The sequence below is a fragment of the Tunturiibacter gelidiferens genome (genome assembly GCF_013410115.1).
GTDB classification, from domain to species: domain Bacteria; phylum Acidobacteriota; class Terriglobia; order Terriglobales; family Acidobacteriaceae; genus Edaphobacter; species Edaphobacter gelidiferens.
On record NZ_JACCCV010000002.1, the window covers coordinates 108,059 to 133,117 of the forward strand.

20 protein-coding genes and 1 pseudogene are annotated in these 25,059 nt (G+C 57.7%); 10 read left to right on the forward strand and 11 right to left on the reverse strand.

The features are described from left to right. Positions 1-16: 16 nt before the first annotated feature. From lexA to HDF12_RS12560, 5 genes are all read left to right on the forward strand, one after another. Positions 17-622, forward strand: coding sequence for a transcriptional repressor LexA (gene lexA / locus HDF12_RS12540; protein ID WP_179583881.1), 606 nt, complete (start codon positions 17-19; stop codon positions 620-622). Positions 623-804: 182 nt separating this feature from the next. Beyond that, positions 805-2,013, forward strand: a complete 1,209-nt coding sequence (locus tag HDF12_RS12545) for an efflux RND transporter periplasmic adaptor subunit (RefSeq protein WP_179583883.1) — start codon at positions 805-807, stop codon at positions 2,011-2,013. A gap of 119 nt (positions 2,014-2,132) precedes the next feature. Beyond that, on the forward strand, positions 2,133-2,993 hold the full coding sequence (locus HDF12_RS12550; protein WP_179583885.1) for a DUF4097 family beta strand repeat-containing protein: 861 nt from the start codon (positions 2,133-2,135) through the stop codon (positions 2,991-2,993). 93 nt (positions 2,994-3,086) lie between these two features. Further along, on the forward strand, positions 3,087-3,791 hold the full coding sequence (locus HDF12_RS12555; protein ID WP_179583887.1) for an HAD family hydrolase: 705 nt from the start codon (positions 3,087-3,089) through the stop codon (positions 3,789-3,791). Positions 3,792-3,839: 48 nt separating this feature from the next. Next, complete coding sequence (locus tag HDF12_RS12560; protein ID WP_179583889.1) at positions 3,840-5,057, forward strand: FAD-dependent oxidoreductase; 1,218 nt, start codon at positions 3,840-3,842, stop codon at positions 5,055-5,057. A gap of 2 nt (positions 5,058-5,059) precedes the next feature. On the opposite strand, the gene HDF12_RS12565 is transcribed toward HDF12_RS12560, so the two are convergent. Continuing rightward, entirely contained in the window at positions 5,060-5,647 is a 588-nt protein-coding gene (locus tag HDF12_RS12565) for a histidine phosphatase family protein (RefSeq protein WP_179583891.1), read from the reverse strand. A gap of 35 nt (positions 5,648-5,682) precedes the next feature. Between HDF12_RS12565 and uvrB the strand changes: the two genes are divergently transcribed. Further along, the gene (uvrB, locus tag HDF12_RS12570; RefSeq protein ID WP_218892453.1) at positions 5,683-7,671 is read left to right on the forward strand and encodes an excinuclease ABC subunit UvrB; all 1,989 of its coding nucleotides are present in this window, start codon (positions 5,683-5,685) and stop codon (positions 7,669-7,671) included. Between the two features lie 87 nt (positions 7,672-7,758). Here uvrB and HDF12_RS12575 read toward each other — a convergent pair whose 3' ends face one another. Together HDF12_RS12575 and HDF12_RS12580 are read right to left on the reverse strand one after the other, a co-directional pair. Continuing rightward, on the reverse strand, positions 7,759-8,538 hold the full coding sequence (locus HDF12_RS12575; RefSeq protein WP_179583893.1) for a hypothetical protein: 780 nt from the start codon (positions 8,536-8,538) through the stop codon (positions 7,759-7,761). 9 nt (positions 8,539-8,547) lie between these two features. Next, positions 8,548-9,369 carry a hypothetical protein gene (locus HDF12_RS12580; RefSeq protein ID WP_179583895.1) on the reverse strand — a complete coding sequence of 274 codons (822 nt, stop codon included), beginning with the start codon at positions 9,367-9,369 and terminating at the stop codon, positions 8,548-8,550. Between the two features lie 349 nt (positions 9,370-9,718). Between HDF12_RS12580 and HDF12_RS12585 the strand changes: the two are divergent. From HDF12_RS12585 to HDF12_RS12600, 4 genes and pseudogenes are all read left to right on the forward strand, one after another. Beyond that, a pseudogene (locus tag HDF12_RS12585) lies at positions 9,719-10,276 on the forward strand (DNA-3-methyladenine glycosylase); the annotation flags it as partial. Between the two features lie 87 nt (positions 10,277-10,363). Beyond that, a complete protein-coding gene (locus HDF12_RS12590) occupies positions 10,364-11,326 on the forward strand; it encodes a DUF3300 domain-containing protein (protein ID WP_179583897.1) in 963 nt (320 codons plus the stop codon). Between the two features lie 136 nt (positions 11,327-11,462). Beyond that, complete coding sequence (locus HDF12_RS12595) at positions 11,463-12,248, forward strand: dienelactone hydrolase family protein (RefSeq protein WP_179583899.1); 786 nt, start codon at positions 11,463-11,465, stop codon at positions 12,246-12,248. A 175-nt stretch (positions 12,249-12,423) separates the two neighbouring features. Beyond that, on the forward strand, positions 12,424-15,498 hold the full coding sequence (locus HDF12_RS12600) for a DUF7948 domain-containing protein (protein ID WP_179583901.1): 3,075 nt from the start codon (positions 12,424-12,426) through the stop codon (positions 15,496-15,498). Between the two features lie 481 nt (positions 15,499-15,979). Here HDF12_RS12600 and HDF12_RS12605 read toward each other — a convergent pair whose 3' ends face one another. The 8 genes from HDF12_RS12605 to flgM form a co-directional block, all read right to left on the reverse strand. Further along, a complete protein-coding gene (locus HDF12_RS12605; protein WP_257025646.1) occupies positions 15,980-16,378 on the reverse strand; it encodes a hypothetical protein in 399 nt (132 codons plus the stop codon). Positions 16,379-16,430: 52 nt separating this feature from the next. Continuing rightward, complete coding sequence (locus tag HDF12_RS12610; RefSeq protein ID WP_179583904.1) at positions 16,431-17,219, reverse strand: hypothetical protein; 789 nt, start codon at positions 17,217-17,219, stop codon at positions 16,431-16,433. 148 nt (positions 17,220-17,367) lie between these two features. Next, the gene (gene pnp, locus HDF12_RS12615; RefSeq protein ID WP_179583906.1) at positions 17,368-19,782 is read right to left on the reverse strand and encodes a polyribonucleotide nucleotidyltransferase; all 2,415 of its coding nucleotides are present in this window, start codon (positions 19,780-19,782) and stop codon (positions 17,368-17,370) included. Positions 19,783-20,082: 300 nt separating this feature from the next. Next, a complete protein-coding gene (gene rpsO, locus HDF12_RS12620) occupies positions 20,083-20,349 on the reverse strand; it encodes a 30S ribosomal protein S15 (RefSeq protein WP_158944128.1) in 267 nt (88 codons plus the stop codon). A 119-nt stretch (positions 20,350-20,468) separates the two neighbouring features. Next, the gene (locus tag HDF12_RS12625; protein ID WP_179583908.1) at positions 20,469-21,158 is read right to left on the reverse strand and encodes a dienelactone hydrolase family protein; all 690 of its coding nucleotides are present in this window, start codon (positions 21,156-21,158) and stop codon (positions 20,469-20,471) included. 965 nt (positions 21,159-22,123) lie between these two features. Beyond that, a complete protein-coding gene (gene flgL, locus HDF12_RS12630; protein ID WP_179583910.1) occupies positions 22,124-23,026 on the reverse strand; it encodes a flagellar hook-associated protein FlgL in 903 nt (300 codons plus the stop codon). Between the two features lie 49 nt (positions 23,027-23,075). Then, positions 23,076-24,488 (reverse strand): flagellar hook-associated protein FlgK, encoded by a 1,413-nt coding sequence (gene flgK / locus HDF12_RS12635; protein ID WP_179583912.1) that lies wholly within the window; start codon positions 24,486-24,488, stop codon positions 23,076-23,078. 250 nt (positions 24,489-24,738) lie between these two features. After that, the gene (gene flgM / locus HDF12_RS12640) at positions 24,739-25,047 is read right to left on the reverse strand and encodes a flagellar biosynthesis anti-sigma factor FlgM (protein WP_179583914.1); all 309 of its coding nucleotides are present in this window, start codon (positions 25,045-25,047) and stop codon (positions 24,739-24,741) included. Positions 25,048-25,059 lie beyond the last annotated feature (12 nt).

The following is a 25,059-nucleotide window of genomic DNA, read 5'->3' on the forward strand; positions in this document are numbered from 1 at the left end:
CGCTACAATCATCGGCATGGCAATTACACGGCGACAAAAAGAGGTCATCGACTTCCTCTCCAGCTTCACTCAGAAGAATGGCTACTCGCCCTCCTACGAGGAGATCGCCAGCGGCCTGGGTCTCAGCTCTCTCGCCACCGTCCACAAACACATCACCAATCTCCAGAACAAAGGCCTCCTCCAGCGCGCACACAACCGCAGCCGCTCCATTGACGTGCTCCCCGTTCGAAGCGGCAGAAAGGGCTCAGACCGTCTGCCTCTGCTCGGCCGCATCGCCGCCGGCAAGCCCGTCGAAGCAATCGAGAGCGCAGAGAGCATCTCCCTCTCGGACATCATTGGCAATCGCGAAGTCTTCGCCCTCGAGGTACGAGGCGACTCCATGCGCGATGAGCACATCGTCTCCGGCGACTATGTTCTCGTCGAGCGCACCCGCACCGCACGCGAGGGCGAGATCATCGTCGCTCTCATCGACGGCTCCGACGCAACCCTCAAGCGCTTCTACCGGGAAGGCAGCATGATCCGCCTCCAACCCTCCAATACCGAGATGTCTCCCATCTACGCCCCGGCCGCGAATGTCAGCATCCAGGGCAAGGTTCTCGGCGTACTCCGAAAGTACGCATAAATTCACAGACTCGCTCCTGCCTCACTGCTTCCTCCCTCCCAACTCCCCCCGTCTAAACGTCGACTCTGCAACATCGCCGCACCTTCACGTAAACTTTTTCGCAGTCGACGGAACCGCGCAGCGTATTCCTGCGTAACCACCTTCCGAAGACTCATATCCGCAGCACTAACGGGAGCAAGCAATTGGCTACGCAGCGTAAAAACAAACGGAAAACATGGCTTTGGGCTGGCCTCAGCGTCCTCGTCCTAGCCGTCGTTCTCGGAGTTGTCGCAGCTGCCCGCGGCAACACCACCAAGTTCGAGCCCTCGCAACTAGCCAAAGCAGAGCGCGGAGACATTGCCCGGTCCGTCGTAGCCACCGGCAAGGTCCAACCCATCACCAAAGTCGAGGTCAAATCTAAAGCCTCAGGCATCGTCACTCGCCTCGACACCGATATCAACGCCCACGTCCACCAGGGCCAGGTCCTCGCCCAACTCGACCAGCAGGAGATTCTCGACCAGGTAGCCGCCCAAAAAGCCCAGCTCGCCGCAGCGGAATCAAACGCCCGTGCCGCCGAAGCCTCCATCCAGTACGACAAGGTCAACGCCGAAGCGCCCGACCTCCCCATGTACAAGCACACCTACGATCGCAACCTGCAGATGTCCAAGGAAGGCGTGGTCTCCCAGCAGGCTCTCGACGACGCCCAGCAGAAGTACCTCTCTGCAGCCAACACCCGCGACAAGGCCGTCTCTCAAATCACAGTAGATGCCTCAAAACTCCGTCAGGCAGAAGCACAGGTGGCCCAGAACAAAGCGTCTCTCAAGCAACTCGAAGAGCAACTCGGCTACACCACCGTTATCTCTCCGATGGACGGCACCATCCTCTCCCGCGACGTCGAGATCGGCGATGCCGTAAGCTCCATCCTCGTTCTCGGTTCTACCGCCACTCTCGTCATGACCATCGGCGACACCAACCAGGTCTACGTCCAGGGCAAGGTCGACGAGTCCGACATCGGCAAGGTCTACATGGGTCAGGCGGCCCGCATCAAAGTCGAGTCCTTCAAAGACAAGACCTTTCTAGGCAAAGTCACCAAGATCGCGCCCCTCGGCGTCGAAAAAGATAACGTCACTACCTTCGAGGTCCGCGTCTCCATCGACAACCCCGGCGGCGAACTCAAAGCCAACATGACTGCGAACGCCGAGATCCTCCTCGAAGAGCACAAAAACGTCCTCACTGTACCCGAGCAGGCCGTTCTCTACGACAAAGACCGCAACGCCTCCGTCGAAGTCCCTGACCCCAAACAGAAGACCGGCCGCAGAAAGATCGACATCAAGGCCGGCATCTCCAACGGCACCAAAACCGAGATCCTCGCCGGCCTCAACCCCGGCGACACCGTCATCCTTCAGCAATAACCTGCTAGGCCAGTGGCAACAATAAAGTCCGCCAGATCGAGCGCACAAAGATCGCAACCCGACGAGCTAACATCTAAACCGCAGTTACCCAGAGTCGAAAAGTCGAAAAAAGGAACGCCATGAAGATCACAGTCTTCGCCTCCACCGCCGCAATGCTCACTCTCGCCGCAGCGACCGCATTCGCCGCCGACGGCAACTTCGAGCGTACCCTCAGCGCCGGCAGCTCTCCCAACGTCTCAGTCTCCACTGGCTCCGGCCAGATCCGTCTCCATCCCGGCTCTGGAGATCAGGTCCACATCGTCGCCCATCTCCACTCCAGCCACGGCTGGATGAGCGGAGGTTCCGACACCGACAGCCGCATTCAGCAGATCATCAGCAACCCGCCTATCGTCCAAAGCGGCAACGACATCACCATCGGCGAGCGCCACAACAACGACCTCTTCCGTAACATCTCCATCGACTACGACATCACCCTCCCGCGCGCCTCCACCATCAACTCCACCACCGGATCCGGCGATGTCGATATTCAGGACGTGGGAGCCTCCGTCAAAGCACAAAGCGGCTCCGGCAACGTCCACGTCCACGGCGTTCAGGGCATGACCACTCTCGGCACCGGCTCCGGCGACATCGAACTTCAACAGACCGGCCCCGGCGACGTCAAGGCCGAGACCGGCTCTGGCAACATCCAGCTCCACGGCCTCTCCGGAGCACTCAAAGCCAGCACCGGCTCCGGCGACATCACCGCCGAAGGCCAGCCCACCAGCGACTGGAAGCTCTCCACCGGCAGCGGCAACGTCCATCTCACCGTCGGCAACGCCCACTTCAACCTCGACGCCGACACCGGCTCCGGAAACATCAGCGTCGCTCAGCCTATGACGATGCAGGGCAGCCTCAACCGCCACCACGTCAGCGCGGTCGTAGGCGGCGGTGGCCCGACACTCCGCATCGGCACCGGCTCCGGCGACATTCAGATCAAGTAGTCCTCCCCAAAAAGCATAAGACGGCGGCGCGAACAAAAATCGCAGCCGCCGTCTTCTCATTTAAAGCAGTCGTGCCATCGTTTACCCTTAACCATGCCTCTCGCAGCCCCTCCCCGCCTCATCGTCTTCGATCTCGACGGCACCCTCATCGACTCCCGCGTCGATCTTTGCAACTCCGTCAACGCCACCCTGGCCCACCTCGGCAAGCCCACCCTCCCCGAGGCCGTCATCTCCGGCTACATCGGCGACGGAGCCTCAATGCTCGTTCGCCGCGCCATCGGCGACCCCGAAGGCGACATTACCGACGACCAATATGTAACCAAAGCGCTAACATTCTTCCTCGACTACTACCGCATCCACAAACTCGACTACACCTACGTCTACCCCGGCGTCCGCGAAGCCCTCGAAGCCATACGCGCCACACACCCCGAAATCCTCATGGCTGTCCTCACTAACAAACCCGTCCATCCCTCCCGCGACATCTGCGATCACTTCGGCCTCTCCCGCTTCTTCTTCCAGAACTACGGCGGCAACAGCTTCCACACCAAGAAGCCCGACCCCCACGGCCTCGAAGCCCTCATCTCCGAAGCCTCCACCCTCTCCGGCCACACCATCACCCCCGCCGAAACCATCATGGTCGGCGACACCGACATCGACGTCCTCACCGCCCGCAACTGTGGCGCCCGCAGCATCGGCTGCACCTTCGGCCTCAAGCCCCACTCCCTCGAAGATGCCCCGCCCGATCACCTCGCGCACGCCCCCGCCGACTGGCTCTCCTTCGTCCTCGCAAATTCTTAGCAAACCTTTTGACGCCCTCCCCGCGGCTTGCTACCCTCAACACCACGCATGGCCGCTACGCCCAACCCGCTCGCCACCACCTGCTGCATCATCGGCGGTGGTCCCGCAGGCATCATGCTGGGCTTTCTCCTAGCCCGCGCCGGCGTGCAGGTCACAGTCCTCGAAAAACACAAGGACTTCTTCCGCGACTTCCGCGGAGACACCATCCACCCCTCCACGCTCGACCTTCTACACGAACTCGGCCTGCTCGAAAAGTTCCTGACCATCCCACACTCACAGGTCGCAGCGCTCTCCGCCACCATCGGCGGCCAGCGCTTTCCAATAGCCGACTTCTCTCACGTCCCCACGCACTGCAAGTTCATCGCCCTTATGCCGCAGTGGGACTTTCTCGACTTCCTCGCAAGTCAAGCCAGCCACCTTCCCGCCTTCACTCTGCGCATGGGCTGGGAAGCCACCGGCCTCATCCAGCAAAACGGCGCCACCATCGGTGTCCACGCCAACACACCCGACGGCCCAGCCGAAATTCCAGCCACGCTCACCGTCGGCTGCGACGGCCGCCACGCCATCTCCCGCGATGCCGGCCAGCTGCAGCTCCAGGATGTCGGCGTCCCAGTCGACGTCCTCTGGCTCAAGATCGCACGCCAACCCTCCGACCCCGAAAACGCACTCGGTTACATCAACTACGGCCGACTGATCATCCTCATCAACCGCAACGACTACTTCCAGGTCGGCTACATCATCGCCAAAGGCACCTTCCCCGCCATCCAGCAGGAAGGTCTACCCGCCTTCCAACAAAGCATCGAACGCATCGTGCCCTTCCTCGCCGGCCGCACCGCCGAGATCGACTCCTGGGACAAGGTCAAGCTGCTTACCATCCAGGTCAACCGCCTCCTCGAGTGGTCCTCCCCCGGCCTCCTCTGCATCGGTGACGCGGCTCACGCCATGTCTCCCGTCGGAGGCATCGGCATCAACATCGCCATCCAGGACGCCGTCGCCGCAGCCAACCTCCTCACCGAAGCTCTACTCTCCAACACCCTCAGCCCGCACAATCTGGCCCAGGTGCAGCACTATCGCGCAAACGCAGTTCGCAACACTCAGCGCGTGCAAGTCTTCGCTCACCGCATACTCAACCGAGTCCTCCGCAACCCCGGACCCATCCACCCACCTCTCGCGCTCCGCATCCTCACCAGCATCCCCGGCTTCCAAAATCTCCCAGCCCGCTTCGTTGGAGTGGGACTACAACCCCAGCACATCAAAAACTTCTAGCTCTACTCGAACCCACGATTCCAGCTCGAAATCACACGCGTCTCCCGCTCCCACCCCATCACACTCACACTGCCTGTCCCCAGCGCCAGCAAACTCCCGCCCGTGGCAGGCAATCCGATCCACCGCGCCGCCAGAATCCGCAGGATATGAGCATGCGCAAACAGCGCCACCTTTCCGCCCTGCGGAGCAGCCGCCAGCGCTCGAGCAATCACTCCATCCGCACGCTCCCCAACATGCCCTACCGTCTCGCCGCCGATAATCTCGTTCTTCCACACCGACCACCCAGGAATCTCCGCCTGAATCTCCTTGGTCGTCTTCCCTTCGTACACGCCGTAGTCCCACTCCTTCAAACCGTTCTCCACCACAGCCTGGTCGCCAAACCCGGCAATCGCGCAGGTCTCCTTCGCGCGCTGCATCGGGCTCTCAAACACCGCGTCAAATTTTGTACCCTTCAAATAATCCCGCAGCTCCTCTGCCCGCTTGCGTCCATGGTCGGTCAACGGAATATCCGTCCGGCTCGTATGCGCCCCACTCAAACTCCACTCCGTCTCGCCATGCCGCACCAGCCACAATTCAGTTCCCACACTCATCGCATCCTCCGTTCTAAATAAACTATCCTATAGAGATGGACTTCCAGCTCTCGACCACCTACAAGCCCCAGGGCGACCAGCCCCGCGCCATCGCCGAGCTCATCTCCGGCATCCACGCCGGTGAAAAAGATCAAGTCCTTCTCGGCGTCACCGGCTCCGGCAAAACCTTCACCATGGCCAAGGTCATCGAAGAGCTGCAGCGCCCAGCCCTCATCCTTGCACACAACAAAACCCTCGCCGCCCAGCTCTACCATGAGTTCAAAACCTTCTTCCCCAACAACGCCGTCGAATACTTCGTCTCCTACTACGACTACTACCAACCCGAAGCCTACATCCCCGCCGGCGATCTCTTCATTGAAAAAGAATCAACCATCAATGAAGAGTTGGATAAACTTCGTCTCGCTGCCACCCGCAGCCTCTTCGAACGCCGCGACGCCATCATCGTCTCCTCCGTCTCCTGCATCTACGGCCTCGGCTCGCCGGAGGCCTACTACGGCATGTTGATGCTCCTCGAAAAGGGCCAGAAGATAAAACGCGAAGACATCACCCGCCGCCTCGTCGAAATCCTCTACGAGCGCAACGACGTAGACTTCCGCCGAGGCACCTTCCGCGTCCGCGGCGACATCATCGAGGTCTACCCAACCTATGACGAAAACGCATACCGTATAGAGCTCTTCGGCGACGAAATCGATTCACTCTCCCAGATCGATCCCCTCTTCGGCACCGTCAAACAAAAATACTCCCGCCTCCCCATCTATCCCAAGTCCCACTACGTCGTTCAACCCGAGCGCAAGACCACCGCCGTCAACTCCATCATCGAAGAGATGGAGTGGTGGGAAAAAGAATTGGAGAATCAAGGCCGCTTGGTCGAATCCCAGCGCATCCACCAGCGCACCCGCTTCGATCTCGAGATGATCAAATCCGTCGGCTTCTGCCACGGCATCGAGAACTACTCCCGCCACTTCTCCGCCCGTCTCCCCGGCGAGCCGCCACCCACGCTCCTCGACTACTTCCCCCAGGACTATCTCCTCTTCATCGACGAATCCCACGTCACCGTCCCGCAACTCCACGGCATGTGGCACGGCGACCGCAGCCGCAAGCAAAACCTCGTCGACTACGGCTTCCGCCTCCCCAGCGCCATGGACAACCGCCCCCTCCGCTTCGAAGAGTTCGAGTCCCGCACCGGCCAGATCATCTACGTCTCCGCCACCCCCGGCGCCTACGAGCTCACAAAATCCGCAGGCGTCGTCGTCGAACAGATCATCCGCCCCACGGGCCTGATCGATCCTCAGGTCGAGATCCGCCCCATCAAAGGCCAGATCGACGACCTCCTCGCCGAGATTCGCGACCGCACCGCAAAAAATCAACGCGTCCTCGTCACCACCCTCACCAAGCGCATGTCCGAGGACCTCGCCAGCTACTACACCGAAGTCGGCGTCCGCTGCCGCTACATGCACTCCGAGATCGAAACCCTCGAACGCATCAAGCTCCTCCGCGACCTCCGCAAAGGCGAGTACGACGTCCTCATCGGCATCAACCTCCTACGCGAAGGCCTCGACCTTCCGGAGGTCTCCCTCGTCGCCATCCTGGATGCCGACAAAGAAGGCTTCCTCCGCTCGCAAGGCTCTCTCATCCAAACCATCGGCCGCGCCGCGCGCCACGTCGAAGGCCGCGCCATCCTCTACGCCGACAAGATGACCGACTCCATGCAGCGCGCCATCAACGAGACCGACCGCCGGCGCGAAAAGCAAGTCGCCTACAACGAAGAAAACGGCATCACCCCCGCAAGCATCATCCGCCCAATAGAGATGGGCCTCGCCGGCATCCTCAAAGCCGACTACGCCGATCTCACCGACGAAGCCGAAGGCATGCCCGACTTCTCCACCCAGCAAGAACTCGACGTCTACATCGGCAAACTAGAATCCGACATGCGCGAAGCCGCCAAAAAATTCGAATTCGAAAAAGCCGCCAAGCTCCGCGACACAGTAAAGGAATTACGCACCAAAGAATTTTTATTCAGCTGAGCTTCAATCGTCCGCTGCGGTTCCTACGAACCGTAGCGCCAGTCCAACCTAATCGTCTTGATCCGCAATAGCCCTCTACTCAAATAGCTAGGCTGTCGCAATGAAAAGGGGGTATCCGAACAAATCGTTGCAACGAATTGTCGTCCCTTCCACACTTACCACTTTATTTTCCGAAACGGCGCGAACCGTATAGAGGGTTCTGATAGTTCTTACCTCGCCTCGGAAACCACCTGCGCGCTCAAGAATTGCTGTCGGCGACGCGAAGTCCCGTCTGGTTCCGTCGCTCTCGCCCTTATTAGCACCTAAACTTTCCAGTGTTCTCAAAAGTACATTGAGCGCGGTGTTCATCGAGTAAGCACGCGTAGACTGCTCGTCGTCCCAGAAGCCGACCAAAAGATAAACAAACATACCTCGTGCTCTGTACCGTTTCTCCTCGCTCAGAGTCACGTCGGGTTTCTCAATTGGATTTGACACCCAAACTACGAGATCTCGGAGGCCTGTCACCACGGATTGTGGCTCACAATGGAATATGATCTGCCTGGCCTGCATGGTTTCCAACACAAATTGAGGTTGGTGAGCAAGAGCATCCTCTTCAGATTTCGGTCGACTTAGCAACAATGAGCCATGCTCCGTTAAATGTGCAACTAGAGCATCAACCATCTCAGGGTCAGTCGTAGGACGAACGGTTTCGCTCTGTTTCCCTTCGACGGAAGGTCCAGTGAGGGAAAGACCGACTTTCCATTCAGGTCGCTTATCGCTAGATAGCGTCGCGCCGATCTGTTCAGCATAGCTGCGAATTCTTGACTTATCTAGGTACAGATATTCCGTTAGAGCCTTAACCTGACCTTTCTTTGAACCCATCGCCATTTTCAAGCCTCAAGTATTTTCTTTTAGAATATTCTGGAAAGCTTCGGCTGTATCAGGATCAAGCCTGGCTGCGTCATTGGACGCTAACAAGCCCTCCACCATCTTTGCAATTTGTGAATGCGTCTCCTTATTTTGATAAGACGTTCTGTCTGAAATTAGTAGTTCAATCATAATTCTCGTCAGAGCGAGGCGATCACCTATCTGGCATCCGGCGTCCATTAAGTGCAACGCTGCAGTTCCATGCCGGATAGCGTTCTCTTTCGAGCTACCGCCAGCGTCTTCATCCCAATCACTTGCCCTCATCCATCGCCCGTGAAAAGCTCGCGCCAGATCGTAGTGAGCTAAACATCTCAGATCCGGCATTGCCGATTCTCCAAAAGTTGAAAGTGATTGCTCCAGGTTCTGAATAGCTTCTGTCAGGATGTTCTCATCCGTCTTTTTTCGGGTTTGCGATTTGACCGCAAGTGCGGTACCAATTTTCAAATAAGCTTGCCCGCATGTTAGTGGAAATCTACTGCAGTCTGTATAGCTGATTATCGCCTTCGAGTGTTTAATCGACGAATCTCGATCCCCAGCTTCTTCAGCGATAATAGATTCGCGCCAGGCGAGCAATGCGGAAGAGGCTTCGGAGCACGTGGGTTCATCACCACTCACGGCCTCCGACAAGAGATCGCGGATTTCACTTAATGAACTATTCTCTCGAAGCATAGTCTGCGTATCGGCACTATCTGCGTCAGTGAGGAGTCGCAGAAATAGGAAATCAGCGATTGTCGGTCGCACACGCCGAGTTGAGATCTGTTCGAGAAGCTCCGCGATCGTCTTAACAGTCATCTTCCACTCCAAGTGCAGCGGGCCGACATGAGTTCGAGAATAGTACGGTGAATTCTCAATTGAATCAAGATACCTCGGGGACGGGTGGCCCTCTCAAACTCACCACATACAGAAGTCCAGACCCAAGCCTTTTTCTCACTAGATTTTGCGCAAGAAAGTACCCCGGGGAGGGGGTACCCATGAACAAGACCATCGAAGTCATCAAGGACATCCGCACCCTCTGCACCCACATCTTCGAAGGAGGCCACCGCTCCATCCCTAACGCGAAGCGGACGGGTGAGGATGAAAGGATGTAGTCGTCAAAAAACACACAGAGAATAGGAGAGCACATCCACAAACCCGCCAACTCCGACGCAGCTTCTACTCCCGCTCCCCCGAGATCGTAGCGCGAGCACTCCTCGGCAAACTCCTCATCCGCGACCTCCAAGGCAAGCGCCTCACCGCCCGCATCACCGAGGTCGAAGCCTACCTCGGCCTCATCGACCCGGCATCCCACGCAGCCCGCGGTCTCACTCCCAGCAACGCAATACTCTTCGGCCCATCCGGACACGTGTATGTCTACTTCATCTACGGCATGTACTACTGTCTCAACGTCGCCTCGCATCTTCCCGGCGAAGCCGGAGGAGTCCTCATCCGAGCCCTCGATCCAATCGACGGCCTCGAAACCATGGCCGATCTCCGCGGCCTCCCCCTCAACGCCAAACCCAAACTCCTCACCGGAGGCCCCGGCCGTCTCTGTCAGGCTCTCGACATCACCCGCAACAACTCCAACGGCCTCGACGTAACCTCACCCACCTCCGCCATCCGGATCGCCGACGACGGCCACCATCCCACCGAAATCCAAACCACCCCACGCATCGGCATCAGCAAAGCCGCCGACAGCCCCCTCCGCTTCCTCCTCGGCTGAGCCACGGCATCATGAGCAACTTCCTCTCCAAAATGGAGTCTAGTGATAGTGCACAAAGCGCCAAAGGAACACAGGTATAACGAAGGTATGAAGACCATTCACAAAACGCTGTCAGCCTTAACTCTCTTGACTCTCAGCGCAATCTCCCTAGCCCAGGCCCCCATCGAACGTCAGGCGCCACCACCGCCGCCGCCCGACCAGCAACAAGCCCAGCCCTACCCACAAAATCCACCAGCCTACCCACAGCAAGACCAGCCCCAGTACCAACAGCAACGGGGCGCGCCCGATCAGCAACAACAGGCACCCCCACCACCCATGGCCGCCCAGCAACTCGACCAGCTCGTCCAGCGCATCGCCCTCTATCCAGACCCGCTCCTCGCCCAGGTCCTCACCGCCTCCACCTTTTGGAACGAGATCCCCGACGCCGCCACCTGGGCCCAGCAGCATAGCTTCATGACTGGCGACTCCCTCGCCCAAGCCATCCAGACCGATAACCTCCCCTGGGATCCCAGCGTCCTCGCCCTGCTCCCCTTCCCGAACGTCCTCGACATGATGGCCCGCGACCCCCAATGGACCGGCACGCTCGGCAACGCCGTCCTCAGCCAGCGCCCTGACGTCATGGACGCCGTCCAGCGCCAGCGCCGCGTCGCCCACGACTACGGCTACCTCACCCCCAACTCCTACGACAACGTCGTTGACAACGGCGGCTACCTCGAGATCCAGCCCATCAACCCCGCCTACTACTACGTCCCCATCTACAGCCCGGCCGTCGTCTTCTACCGCCCCCGCCCCGGATTCATCATCAGCACAGGGATCCGTTTCGGCCCCGTCGTTACCATCGGTCCGGCCTTCGGCGTCTACGGCTGGTACGGAGCAGGCTTCGGCTGGGGAGGCCACGCCATCTTCATCGACCACCACCCCTGGACCCGCACCTACTACAACAGCGGCGTCTACGTTCACCCCTACGCCCACCCCTACGTGCGCCCAGCATCCCCTCGCGTAGAAAGCCACGCCCACTACGAAGAACACGGCGGCGACCACCACCACTAAACTCCGCCAGTCACAAACAAACATGTCCGACAGACATCCTCTGTCGGACATGCCGTTTAATTCGCAATCACCAATTCCTTGCTACTCTTATCTCCAGCTCTGAACCCCGAGCAGCCAAAGAACCAGTCGAGGAAGCATGATCATCGTCAACGACGAATACGTCACACTCGACACCCCCAAAGGCCCCATGCGGACCCACATCGTCCGCCCCGCTGCCCCCGGCCGCTACCCCGGCGTCGTCTTCTACTCCGAGATCTTCCAGATCACCCCACCCATCCGCCGCACCGCCGCCATTCTCGCCGGCCACGGCTACATCGTCGCCATGCCCGAGATCTATCACGAGTTCGAACCCGCCGGTACCGTCTTCGCCTACGACCAAACCGGCTCCGACCGCGGCAACATCCTCAAGACCACCAAAGAGCTCTCCAGCTACGACGCCGATGCCCGCGCCGCACTCGACCACCTCAAATCCCGCCCCGACTGCACCGGCCATCTCGGAGCCATGGGCATCTGCATCGGCGGCCACCTCGCCTTCCGCGCCGCCATGAACCCCGACGTCCTCGCCACCGCCTGCTTCTACGCCACCGACATCCACAAAGGCTCCCTCGGCAATGGCGGCGACGACTCCCTCCAACGCGCCGCCGACATCAAAGGCGAACTCCTCCTAATCTGGGGCCGCCAGGACCCGCACATTCCTCTCGAAGGTCGCATGACCGTCCTCGCCCGTCTCAACGAACTCGAAAAGAGATTCAGCTGGCACGAGGTCAACGGAGCCCACGCCTTCATGCGCGACGAAGGCATCCGCTACGACCCCGAACTCGCCCATACCCTCTACGGCCTGGTCTTCAATCTCTTCCATCGCAAACTAGGCGAAGGCGACCAGACCACCCAAACCACCGCCTCCACCGAGACCCGCCACTAAAATCGGCTCGCCCCGGACAGGCAGCCCACGCACAACGTTCCGGCCTGAATCTTTGCTCACACTTCAGTTGACTCGCACAAGTATTTGCGAGACTATCGTTGCGCGTTCCTCCCCTGGGCCTTTATTTCTCTGTAGCATTTCTCCCTCCTCCTCTGATCGCGCCCATGGAGCGTCTATGAACCCGCACCTATCATTACCCCTCCTTCTCGTCATCCTTCTTCCTCTACCCGCAATGGCCCAGACGTCTGCGGCCGCGTCGAATCATCCTGCCCACCCTGTCCCAGCGACAGACTACGGAAAATTACCGTTAAGTTTCGAAGCCAATCAGGGCCAGACCGATTCCCAGGTCAGGTTTCTCTCGCGCGGCCATGGTTATTCGCTCTTCCTCACAGACTCCGCAGCGGTCCTCACGCTCGCCAGGCCCGAACCGCCAGCAGCCTCCGACTACTCGTCTCCACCGCAAAAGAATCACGCCGCCAGATCCATAAACACGGACGCAGTGCGCATGGAACTGGTCGGAGCATCGCACCCCCAACGAGTCACCGGCGCCGAGCAACTGTCAGGGACGGCCAACTACTTCATCGGACGCGACTCCACTAAGTGGCATACCAACATCCCAACCTACGCTCGGGTCAGTTACACAGGCGTCTACCCCGGAGTCGACCTGGTCTACTACGGCAACCAGCAGCATCTCGAGTACGACTTCATCCTGGCTCCCGGAGCCGACCCCAAACCACTGCGCCTCCAATTCACCGGCGCGCAAAGGCTCACGCTCGACCCCAGCGGCAACCTCACCGTCCGCGCAAAAAATGGCGAGATAGCCTTCCAGAAGCCACTCGTCTACCAGGAAAAAAACGGCCGCCGCCAAACCATCGATGGCAAATTCAAACTACTGGCTGACAACTCCATCACCTTCACCCTGGGCGCCTACGATCACCACCAAACCCTGGTCATCGACCCCACCCTCGCCTACTCCACCTATCTGGGAGGAGTGACTCCTTACTACACCTCACCGTCCTCCATGGCCGTCGATCCACAGGGCAATGCCTACGTCGTCGGATACACCGAATCCGATACCTTCCCTTCCACCCCCGGAGCCTTTGCAGGACCATCGACGTCTATCGAAAGAGGATTCGTCACAAAGCTCAATCCGACGGGCACAGCACTGGTCTACTCTGCGATCTTTGGCGACTCAACTCCCTCACACATTGCAGTAGACAGCTCCGGAAACGCCTACGTCACAGGTGGCGCGTCCAGCAACTTTCCCGTAACACCAGGCTCCTTCCAGGCTCCAGGCGGTGGCCTCTTCATTGTGAAGCTCAACCCGGCTGGAACCGCGCTGCTCTATTCAGCTCGCCTGGGCGGAGATCAGGCCAACGGACCCGACGGTGTCGAAGGCATCGCAGTAGATGCAGCTGGCGATCTCTACCTCGCAGGAGATACTGGATCGACTAATTTCCCCGTAACTCCGGGAGCCTTTCAGACCCACAACCCAGACACCGCTGGATACGATTACGGCAAGTCAATCTTCGTGTCTAAACTCAATCCAGCCGGCTCCGCGCTCCTCTACTCCACCTACCTCGGTGGCAGCACGCAGGACTACGGTAACGGCATTGCGATCGATGACTCAGGCGACGCATACGTCACCGGCGTCTCTGGCTCCTCTGACTTTCCCGTGACCAGCGGAGTCTTTCAAACAACCGCCAAAACCTTCAATGGAAGCGCCTTCGTTGCCAAGCTGAATCCACAAGGCACGGGGCTGATCTATGCCACCTATCTCGGCGGAAGCGGCGGGGACTCCGGCAACGCCATCGCGATCGACTCGTCAGGCGACGCCTACGTGGCGGGATCTACAGCATCTACCGACTTCCCCGTCACCGCCGGAGCATTTCAATCGATCAAGCGCAGCACCGGCATCGAAGAGACCAACGGCTTCATCACAAAGCTCAATCCCGACGCGACCGCTCTCATCTACTCCACCTATCTCGGCGGAACCTACTCCGACTCGATACTTGGCATGGCAGTCAATCGCTTCGGAAACGCACTCGTCACCGGATACACACAGTCTCACGACTTCCCTGTTACCGAGGATGCCTTTCAAAGCTCCAACGGAGGGTCCGAACCAGCCGGTACCTCCAACGCCTTCGTCACGGAACTCGCTCCCAACGGCACAGCTCTCGACTACTCGACCTATCTCGGCGGAAACGGAGGTTATTCATTTGCATTTGGAGACTATGGAAGAGCCATCGTTCTCGACCTCGCAGGAAACGCTTACTTGACCGGAATAGCTTCTTCACAGAACTTCCCGACCACCGCCGGAGCATTTCAACCAGTCGATCCGACCGGCTCGACCGACAACGCCAATGCGTTCGTCTCCAAATTTGTCTTTGCCAAACATTCAGTCCGGCTCGAGACGACCACCCAACTGACTGCCAATGCCAATCCCGTCAGAGTAGGCGACAAAATCACCTTCACAGCCTATGTCCGAGCGGCTTCGGGAACCGGAACTCCAACCGGATATCTAAGGATCAATGTTGATGCTGTCACCTTCGCCACAGTGCCGTTGAACGAGACTGGCCAAGCGACCGTCACCTGGACCGCTCGAACACCCGGCAAATTCAGATTCAAGGCCCGCTACCTTGGCGATGAAGACTACTTGCCCAGCAGCAGCGACGCCCTCTCGGAGAAGGTCATCGGCCCCCCAGCCCGAATAGCGGGCGTCTCAGGCTCTCATCAGAAAGCCATCTACGGGTCGAAGTTTGCAGCGCCACTCATTGCACTCGTAAAGGACATCGATGGCACTCCGGTCTCGGGTGTCAAAATTACCTTCAGCGGCGCAGGGATCAAGTTCTCAAGCGCTACCGCAGTCACCGGCGCGAACGGCGAAGCGTCGGTAGACGCAACGGCTGAAGCATCCGGCAACCTCACGGCGGAGGCATCGGTCTCTGGCGTATCGGCCCCGGCCACATTCGCACTGACAGCAACCAGAGCCCAACTAACGGTCACCGCGAAAAGTGTGAGCGTGCCCGTTGGCCACGCAATCCCCACGCTCACCTCTTCTATCGCCGGCTTCGTAAACGGCGACAAGCCGACAGTAGTCACAGGAGATGCCAGAGAAGTCACGCATGCCAGACAAGGATCGCCTGCAGGTGTCTACACCATCGAGATTGGAAAGGGAACTCTGGAAGCGTCCGACTACACCTTCAACTTTGTAGACGGAACTTTGACCATCACCTCATCGACCCCCTGATGACCTTTCGTATGAGCCGGCGACGTTCCACTCAGAGGACCACCGCCGCATCCGCCCTCTAACGTTTGCGTCGACCGGTGCAACGGGATCAACGCCAGGGATCAATCTTCGATCGATGTCTCTGAGACTTTGTCCCTATATGCTTCCCGCCTGCCTCTTTGCGTCCTTCCAGCTCAAAATTCCTGTCAAGCCCCCAAACCGCAAATCCCCGCGCCAGTCCAGCACATTCGCGTGGCGTATGAGTTATGGTCCAAACGCTATAATCAATAAAGAATCAAAAAAAGCCCCGGCTACCGCCGGGGCTCTTGTTCTTAGCAAGGAGCAAACGACTGCAAACCCTTTGTTTGGACGTATTTGGGCGTAACCCTTTTGTAATGACTATTTTACCAAGGGGTCATTTCACTAACTTCATGATAATAAGTTACTTGCGAGCGCATATGGGGGAGGGGGGTACCCGCCGCAGTCCAGCACAGGGTCCGTACTATCTCCAGCTGACAGCCAGATGCCACCGCATCTTCCGGTCCATCGTCTTCTCGAGCACGTGGGCGTACTCCAGCAGCTCCGAGAGCACCTGCTCGCCCTCGGTCCCCAGTTGTTGCGGATCAGCCTCCAGCGTCCTCAACAGAGCACGCACGGTCTTCAATCCATCCGCAGGCGAGTACCACTGCGGCGGGGGCAGCCGACGAAGAAGCTCCTGGTTCCCAGCACCCTCTTCGATCAGCAGTGACATCGAATTCTCATCCGCCGAAAAGAATTCAATCAGCGGCCTGACTCCAAGTCGCAAAGCCAGACGCTCCAGCGCATCTTCATGTCGCGCCAGCGATCGCCCATTTACAAAGATATCGAACCCAGGGTCGTCGCCCTCGACCACAATGTACATGGAAGCAGCCATTGCCCAAAGTGTACCGCGCAGAAGTCTACACAGAAAAGTATCAACGAAGAGACAGCATCGTCTCTTCCTCGCCAGTCTTCAAAGCCAGTAGCATCCCCGCACCAGCCGCAAGCAGTACCACTCCGCAGATCACCCTCACCGTCAGCTCAGGCCGCATCAGAGCATAACTCTCCAGCAAGGTCAGCAACGGAATCACCAGGTACCGAGCAGCAAAACGCACCGGCATCATCTCCCGCAGCAACCACACCAGCAACACCACCTCCGCAACATCCACCAGCGAAGAAAGCGACACCACCGAAGCCAACCTGCTCCACCGCCAAACGAACTCCTCCCTAACCGCACTGCAAACCAGCAGAAACACACCGTTACTCAGACCAACAACCGCGAGCGCCTCCGCCAGAGCCAACCCACGCAGCAGCCGATAGAGCCACACGCTCGACAAGCCAACCGAAACCACCGCAAGACACACCGCACCCTGCATCAACCGCCCTCGAAGCGATCCGGAGAACTTTAGCGGCAGCAACAGCAGAAGCCCGCCGAGTCCGACCAAAGCCGGAACAAGAAACCGCCGGACTCCACGCTCCTCATCCCCCGCCGCAACCACCATCACCACAACCACAGGAACCATGGCAAACAACGCCGACCTGCTGATCTCCGGCACACCGACCCGCGCCCACTCCCCCACCACCATGGGAACCCCAAAGAACCCCACCCCAGCCGCAGCCACCCGCAGCCCCACCCTCCCAAACCGAACCCGGCCCCGCACCAACAAAAACGCAACGAACCCAATCAACCCGTAACGAAGCCCCTGCGACTCAAGCGCAGGCAAACCCTCGGTTCGAGGAACCACCCAGGACGTAGCCGACAATATACAAAGCGCTGCAAACGCAAGCCACACGCGTCTAACCATCTCGACTCTCACCCAGAGACAGAAAGACCGCGCGAAAGTGCGCGGTCTCTCCATCCGTTACGGAACCTTACCGATTGCCGCCGCCCGAAGGAGGAGCACCGGACCCAGAGCCCGGTCGACGACCGCCGCGACGACGTCTTCCGCCACCTGGCCGCCGCTGCCCACCAGGTCCATTCGGCCCCGGAGCTCCGCCCGCCTGGACAGGAACAGCGCCCTCCTCGCGGTTGAAGTTAGGCTCTTCCGTCGACTCGTCACCATCATCGTCGAAGTCCTCACCGTCATCGTCGCTCCCGGCAACATCACCGACAACAACGTCTTGACGACCCTGTCCACCGGCTGCGACGCCGCCTCCATCCGTACCAATCTGACCTGGCTCCGGAAGACCAAGCTTGGCGCGCTGTTCACGCAAAACAGCTTTTCTGGAAAGTTTGATCCGATTCCCTTCTATCGCAAGAACCTTCACCAGAATCTGATCGCCTTCGCGAAGTTCATCCTTCACTTCCTTCACGCGATGCTCTGCAATCTCGGAGACATGCAGAAGACCATCGGTTCCGGGGAAGATCTCGACAAACGCCCCAAACTCCGCAAGACGAACCACCTTCCCGAGATAGGTCTTCCCAATCTCAGGCACAGCAGTCAGATCGCTGATCATCTGGATCGCGCGCGCAAGACCATCCGCATCGCTCGACGCCACATTGACCCGCCCAGTATCGTCCACGTCGATCTTCACGCCCGTGGCATCAATGATCCCGCGAATCACCTTGCCTCCCGGTCCGATCAAATCGCGGATCTTATCGGTAGGAATCTGCAACGTATGAATGCGCGGAGCAAACTGCGACTTCTCCTGGTTCGCGCCCGAGATCACAGCATCCATCGTATCCAGTAGGAAGAGCCGACCTTTACGCGCCTGCTCCAGAGCCTCCCGCATGATCTGCGGAGTGATCCCCATGATCTTGATATCCATCTGCAGCGCCGTGATTCCGTTACGCGTTCCCGCGACCTTGAAGTCCATATCGCCATAGTGATCTTCCGCACCGGCGATATCGGTCAGAATGGCATAGTTCTCGCCTTCCTTCACAAGACCCATCGCAACGCCCGCGACCGATCCCTTGATCGCAATACCAGCCTGCATCAGCGCAAGCGACGCTCCGCACACCGTAGCCATTGAGGACGATCCATTCGACTCCAGGATGTCTGAAACGACACGCAGCGTATAAGGCGACTCATCCTCAGCCGGCAGCACAGCTTCAATTGCGCGCGAAGCCAAGGCACCGTGACCGATCTCTCGCCGGCCCACGCCAGACATACGACCGACTTCACCAACCGAGAACGGCGGGAAGTTGTAGTGCAGCATGAAGCGGCGCTTCTGCTCACCCTCATAGCTCTCAAGCCGTTGCGCATCATCCGTCGTACCCAGCGTCGCACTCACCAGCGCCTGCGTCTCGCCGCGTGTAAATAGAGCCGAACCGTGAACGCGCGGAAGCACACCGACCTCGATGCTCAGGTCGCGAATCTTATCGAAAGCCCGATGATCCGGACGAATCCGATCGTGCAAAACCTGGTCGCGGAAGATCTTTTCGCGCAAAAGCTCATAGTATTTGCTGAGCTTCTTTGCAGCGGCTGCATCCCCTTCAGGGAGATCCTTCTTCAGTTCATCCTTGATCGTCTTGACCAGCGCATAGCTCTCGAACTTCGGGTGCTTCTCGGTGTCGAGGGCATCTTTCAACTGCGAACCAACCTTTGCCGTCAGCTGATTCAGATACTCGTCATCAACTTCAACTTCGCTGACGGTGCGCTTGGTCTTACCCGCGCGAGTAACGAGGTCTTCAATCGCCGCGCAAATCTTCTTGATCTGCTCATGAGCAAACTCAATCGCATCCACCACACGGTTTTCTGCGACTTCCTTTGCACCGGACTCGATCATCACGATACCGTCCTTCGTACCGACGACCATAATGTTCAACTTGCTCTGCGCCCGTTCGGCGTACGTAGGATTCACGACAAACTGATCGTCGATCAGACCGATTCGCACCGCACCAACCGGACCGTGAAAAGGAACATCGCTCAACGCCAAAGCGCAGCTGGCGCCATTGATGCCAAGCACATCGGGATCATTTTCTTTATCCGCGGAGTAGACGAAGGCAACAACCTGAGTTTCATTGCGAAACGCCTCAGGGAATAGCGGGCGAATAGGGCGGTCGATCTGACGGCTCGTCAAGATCTCCTTTTCACTCGGACGGCCTTCGCGCTTGATGAACCCACCCGGGATACGGCCGCCGGCATAGGTAAATTCGCGGTATTCAACTGTGAGCGGGAAAAAATCGATTCCCTCTTTCGGATCGGGTGAGGCGGTTGCCGTCGCCAGAACTACGTTATCGCCGCTCGAAGTAAGGGCCGCGCCGGGGGCTTGCTTCGCCATGCGTCCGGTCTCGAATTTAATTTGCTTGCCGCCGGCAAGCTCAACTGTCACATCCTGTTTCATGTTGCCTCTCTTCTCTCGTGTTCTATCGATTAAGCTTGAATCGCGTCATCCGTTGATCGGGCGCGAAAAAGCGCAGCTCGACGCTGGCGACTAGTAAGCCGCCAGCAAGCTGCGCTGGAGTAGGTTGTTCATGAGCCAACACCCGCGTGACTTGAAAACCAGGGATACGGCACCGCGGCGTCCCATCGTCAGCAACCCCGGCGACAAGGTCTTACTGGACCTTGCACGAAGTTGGCAGCCGAATGAGAACGGGCCGTGTATGCTCCCATAGTTTGAACGGTTTCTCCGGGGATGTTGCGGTTACTTGCGGATTCCGAGTTTGCCGATGACCTCGCGATAACGGTCCGCGTCACACTTCTTCAGGTAATCAAGCAAGCGGCGACGCTTACTCACAAGCATCAGAAGCCCGCGACGCGATCCGTGGTCCTTCTTGTGTGCCTTGAAGTGTTCCGTCAACTCGCCAATACGCTCGCTCAAAATGGCGATCTGAACCTCTGGACTCCCGGTGTCTGAGTCGTGCGTGCGGAACTTCTCAATAATGTCTGTCTTTTTAGCGGATGCCAACACAGCTGTTTCTACTCCTAATCTTCTTTCTAATTCACTCTTAGTGTCCACATAAGGATAGCACCGCTGGCGAAACCGGGCAATCGAGAGCCGCCAGCGATGCTAACGATTTTTGGGAGCATTTAGGCGATATGCGTCTTCAAAAACTCGAGCGAACGCTCTCGTGCCAGCTTGGCCGACGCGGCGTGGTAACTGCTCGGATCGACGTCACGGTTAAAGGCGTGCCCCGCACCTTCGTAGAGGAAGACCTTCACCTCAGGATGAGCCGAACGAACTGCCTCTACCTGATCCTGCCCAATATGGCTATCGTTCGCTCCGAAGTGCAACATCACCGGGCAGCTAGGATCTTCGTTCGCCACCGACCCAATCCCACCCGCATAGTAGCCGACGCAGCCGGAAGGCTGCATTTCATAGTCTTTGCCGCGCGTTGCCACCAGCCAACTAGTCAACCCGCCGTAACAATAGCCGATAACACTAATCTTTTTGCCGGCTTGCTTCGCCCACTGATAGGCCGCGGCCACATCCATCAGCGTCGTCTCGGGCTTCAACATGCCATAGAAGTTATAGGCCCGCTTCATATCCTCGAGCTGGTACGTCAGCTGTACACCAGGCTCGAACCGGTCGAAGATCGCAGGCGCAACCACCAGAAACCCATCTTTGGCATACCCATCCGCCACGCTGCGGATGTGGGCGTTGACGCCAAATATCTCCTGCACAAGAATTAAAACCCCGATTGCTTCCCCACTGGGCCTTGCAACATACGCTCCCAGTTCATGACCGTCTTTTGCCTTCAGCTTGATCCACTCACTCATAACTCCATCATATCCAATCCATCGAGCTGTCTGGCCCCGGTGGGTTGTCAAATAAAGGTAAAAGTCACCCTTTGAAGCCGCGAGATCTTCAAGGGAGATCTGCTGTCTCCTGGTTCTAATTGTTTGTTGAGTCGGTGTAACTTTTGATCTCGCGCGTCCAGCGAAGAAATCGAAAGAGTTGTTTTTTTTCTCTCCAGAACAGGTTCCAGAAATCGAGCGCGCGTACGGTATCCGCGCGTTGGCCCGAATAGGTCTCGAGTCTCCATCGCAGATAGGGGCTTCGCCACGGCCTCAATCTGTTACCGCGCGTCGCGTTCCAAAGAAATCTCACCTCTGCACCCATCAGGAGTCCTCAAATTAAAAGTATAGGCACTACCTCAAAGGTGTTTTGCCGTTGCCTGTTCTTTTGTTGTCATCCCCGAAGGGGATCTGCGGTTGCGGTTGTCGTAAGCATTTGCCGTTGCCTGTCTTTTGTCTTCTCTATCGTCCAGCCCCCGACCATGACAATTACTTTTTCTAACTCAGGCAAAAGCGATAGTTGCACAGTTCAAGAGCAATCGCAGGCAAAACCGCTCAGCCCTGCAGTTTCTGTCAACCCCAAAAACTCCTAACTCCAGCCTACACAGTCACATACGCGTGGCGCATGAGTCATACCATTCAGCTATACTTAAATAAGAGATATTGTTAGGAAGCCCCCGATAAGAATCGGGGCTTATTTTTGTCCGACGCGTTTAAAGCAGCAAGTCACCTGAATTGAATACTTTAGCTTCAAACCTTTTATAATGAATACTCTGCACTCAAAGCGGGGCGCAAACACATGAAAACAGATACTTTATCAAATGAAGGGTACCCGGGGGGGGTGGTACATAAAGTCCATCTTCGGAGCTAGATAGCCAGCAAGCGTCCCGCCGCGGCCAACGAACTGCTCGCATCCTGGAGCAGCGGGACAAACTGCCGGAATCCGTTTATCTCATGAGCTGAAAGAGGTCTTGTTGGTTTGCCAGGGTATTCATGACACTAAGCAAGGCCTGATGTTGAGTCTCGGCAGACGACAGTTGCGTCGCCACTACCGCCGGATTTGCGGAGACCAGACTGCCCTGCGCCACCAGAAGCTGACTTTCACTGGTCTGTGCAAAGGTACTGGCGGAGTTGAGCCGGCTCAAAGAGCTATCGAGTATTTGTCGCTGATCTGACAGCTGACCAAGAGCGGTGGTGAGCGCCGCCGTATCGGTCGAGAGGCTCGCGGTCGAGGCGCCACTCGAAATATCGCCGATCAATTGACTCAGAGCGCCCATAATCCCGGTGGCTCCCGAACCGAAGACAGAGGAGCCCGGCAGATTGATTGGAAGCTTTTGTCCGCCTGGCACTTCGACGGTTTGCACATTGGTGTCGCCGGCGTAGGTAGCTGTCGGTGGAGTGGCGACGGTATTGAGCGTAAAAGGCTGAACGGACCCCTGGCTACCGCTGAACAGATATTGCCCCTGATAACTGGTATTCGCCAGCGAGACCACCTCACTGAGAATTCCGCTGAGCGATTGAGCAACGCTGGCGTTGTTCGATGCGTTCTGCGTTCCGTTGTTGGCTTCCACCGCGAGCGAGAGCGCCTTGTCGATCTGAGTCACCACGTCGCCCAAAGTCGAGTCTGCCACCTGCATCATCGATCCCACCCCGGTAGCTGACTGAACGAACGTGTCCGCTTGTTCGATCTGACTGGCCAGGAGGGTGCTTTGCGCAACGGCAACCGGATTGTCCTGAAGAGATTGGATACTTAGTCCGCTTGATAGCTCGGACGTCAGGTTGTTAATCATGGAGCTGGACTGGTTGAGTGCCCCGGTAAGGCTGCTGAGATAAGTTGGATCTACTCGCAAGATGCGCTCCTGATTGGTAGTTCGTTAAGTCGAAGAGTGCCTGGGCCTACTAGGTCACTGTCGTTTGTTCACCAAGATTGATTGCGCTCGCCATCAGAGTGTCAACGATCGAGAACACCTGAGATGCCGCTTGATAGGAGCGCTGATATTGCGTTAGATTCGATGCTTCTTCATCGGAAGACACACTCGAGAGCGAATTGCGCTGCGTCGTAAGCTGAGTGAGCGTAGCCTGCTGGGTTGTATTCTCCGTGGTCGCTCCAGATGCATCGCTGCCAACCTGATCGAGGAATGAGGCGAGGAAACCTGTGGCCGTCTGGCTCCCAACCACGTTCGTCGTAGAAAGATCGGCGAGAGTAGTGGCATTGCCGTTGCCCGAAGACCCCTCGCCCGCAGAAGCGGCCGCGACGGCCCCTGGGGCAGTTGCAGACACCGCAATCGATGCAGCAGAACCAGTCGCACTGCCCGGCAGGCTGAAGATCGCCAATCCTGGGTTTCCGCTACTGTCAACACCCAGCTCGTTCTGCTGATTTACTGCAGTTCCAAGGGAAAAAGCTAAGTTATCTAATGCCGCTGAATAAGCCGGCAAGTACTGATCCCTCGCCTGCAAAGCACCACCCAGGTCTCCGCCGCTGAGGTTTGAAGTTACGTCCTGAGGAGGATCCCCTGCCAGCACGTCCGTGTTGCCTCCCACCTGCGTCGTGCTTACTTGGAATGACTGATCACCGCTAACCAAAACTGCTCCACTGCTTGTTGTCAGAACAATGCCGTTGTTTGAAGTTGAAATTTGATCCAGTCCAACGAGCTGAGACAGTTGATCGATATCCTCCTGCCGTTGGTCTTCGAGACTGCCTGCATCCCCATTTGGACTGCTGCTGGCGATCTTAGAATTAAGAGAGGCTATCGAAGATGTGAGGGAGTTTATCTGACTGACATCGCCGCTGACTTTCTGATTGAGACTAGTCGATATCTGGGAAAGCTGACTCGATGCGGTATTGAATGCGCCGGCTAACGCGCTCGCTGCTGTTAGTACTTTTTGCCGCGTTGCTGTGTCAGACGGATTAGCCTCCAGTGAAGACAGAGAACTGAAGAACCCGTTAATTGCGGTGCCAAGCTGAGACGACGCTACGGCTCCCGACCCCGTTGAAGCCGAGGTCAACCCGAATATGTTTTCTACCTGCTGCAAAGCAGTTTGAAGCGCTGTGCTCTGCGCCGTGGCCTGTGTTTGCTGCTGTACGCGCTGTTCAAGAACGCGATCCCTCTGAGACGAAACCGTAGCAGTGACGCCTGAGCTCTGGGCAATCCCACTGAGAGAGACGGAATCCCCCGACTGGAAACTTACGACCTCGCGCGTGTAGCCAGGCGTGAGTTGATTCGCAACGTTGTTAGCGGTCGCGTTCAGCGCAGCCTGGTCTGCCAGTAAAGCTTCGCTGGCTATATTCAATAATGACGTTAGTGTGCCCATTGGTCTCTCGTGTCTCTCCCGTGCAGGTGGTGAAGTGCAGCCAGATTCGACTCACAATTTTGAACAATGAGTTCAAGCAGATGCTTCTTTGCCAAAATTGAACTTAGGCTACCTGTGCTACATACGATGCTGTATTTCGCAAGCGCTGAGATCCGCTCTTCCAGGGTTTGTAGTCTATTCAGATCCAAAATGGTGAGAGCCTTAATCGTCTCATCGAGTGCGTCAGCCACTGTCTGATCAATTGCCATAGTTATTCCAGTAAGGACCGCATGATCTTGTCTGCCACGTCTGACGAAGACACCGTGTACCTTCCAGCGGCGATCGCTTCCTGCAAAGATGAAACCTTCGCAGTTCGTGTATCTGAAGCTCCAAAAGACTGAAGTACGAGGCCGCCCGTTGAACTCAAAGCCGTATCGTCGGCGCGGCCTACATTTGCGCTAAGTGCTTCAGATTTGTCGCCCACGGTCCCGGGCGCGTTCACGGTTACAACCGGCTGCGCTTCAGATAGAGTGACCGCGTTGGCTGTCTGTTGACTGCCAATTCCACTTATATAGCTCATGATGAGCCTCCG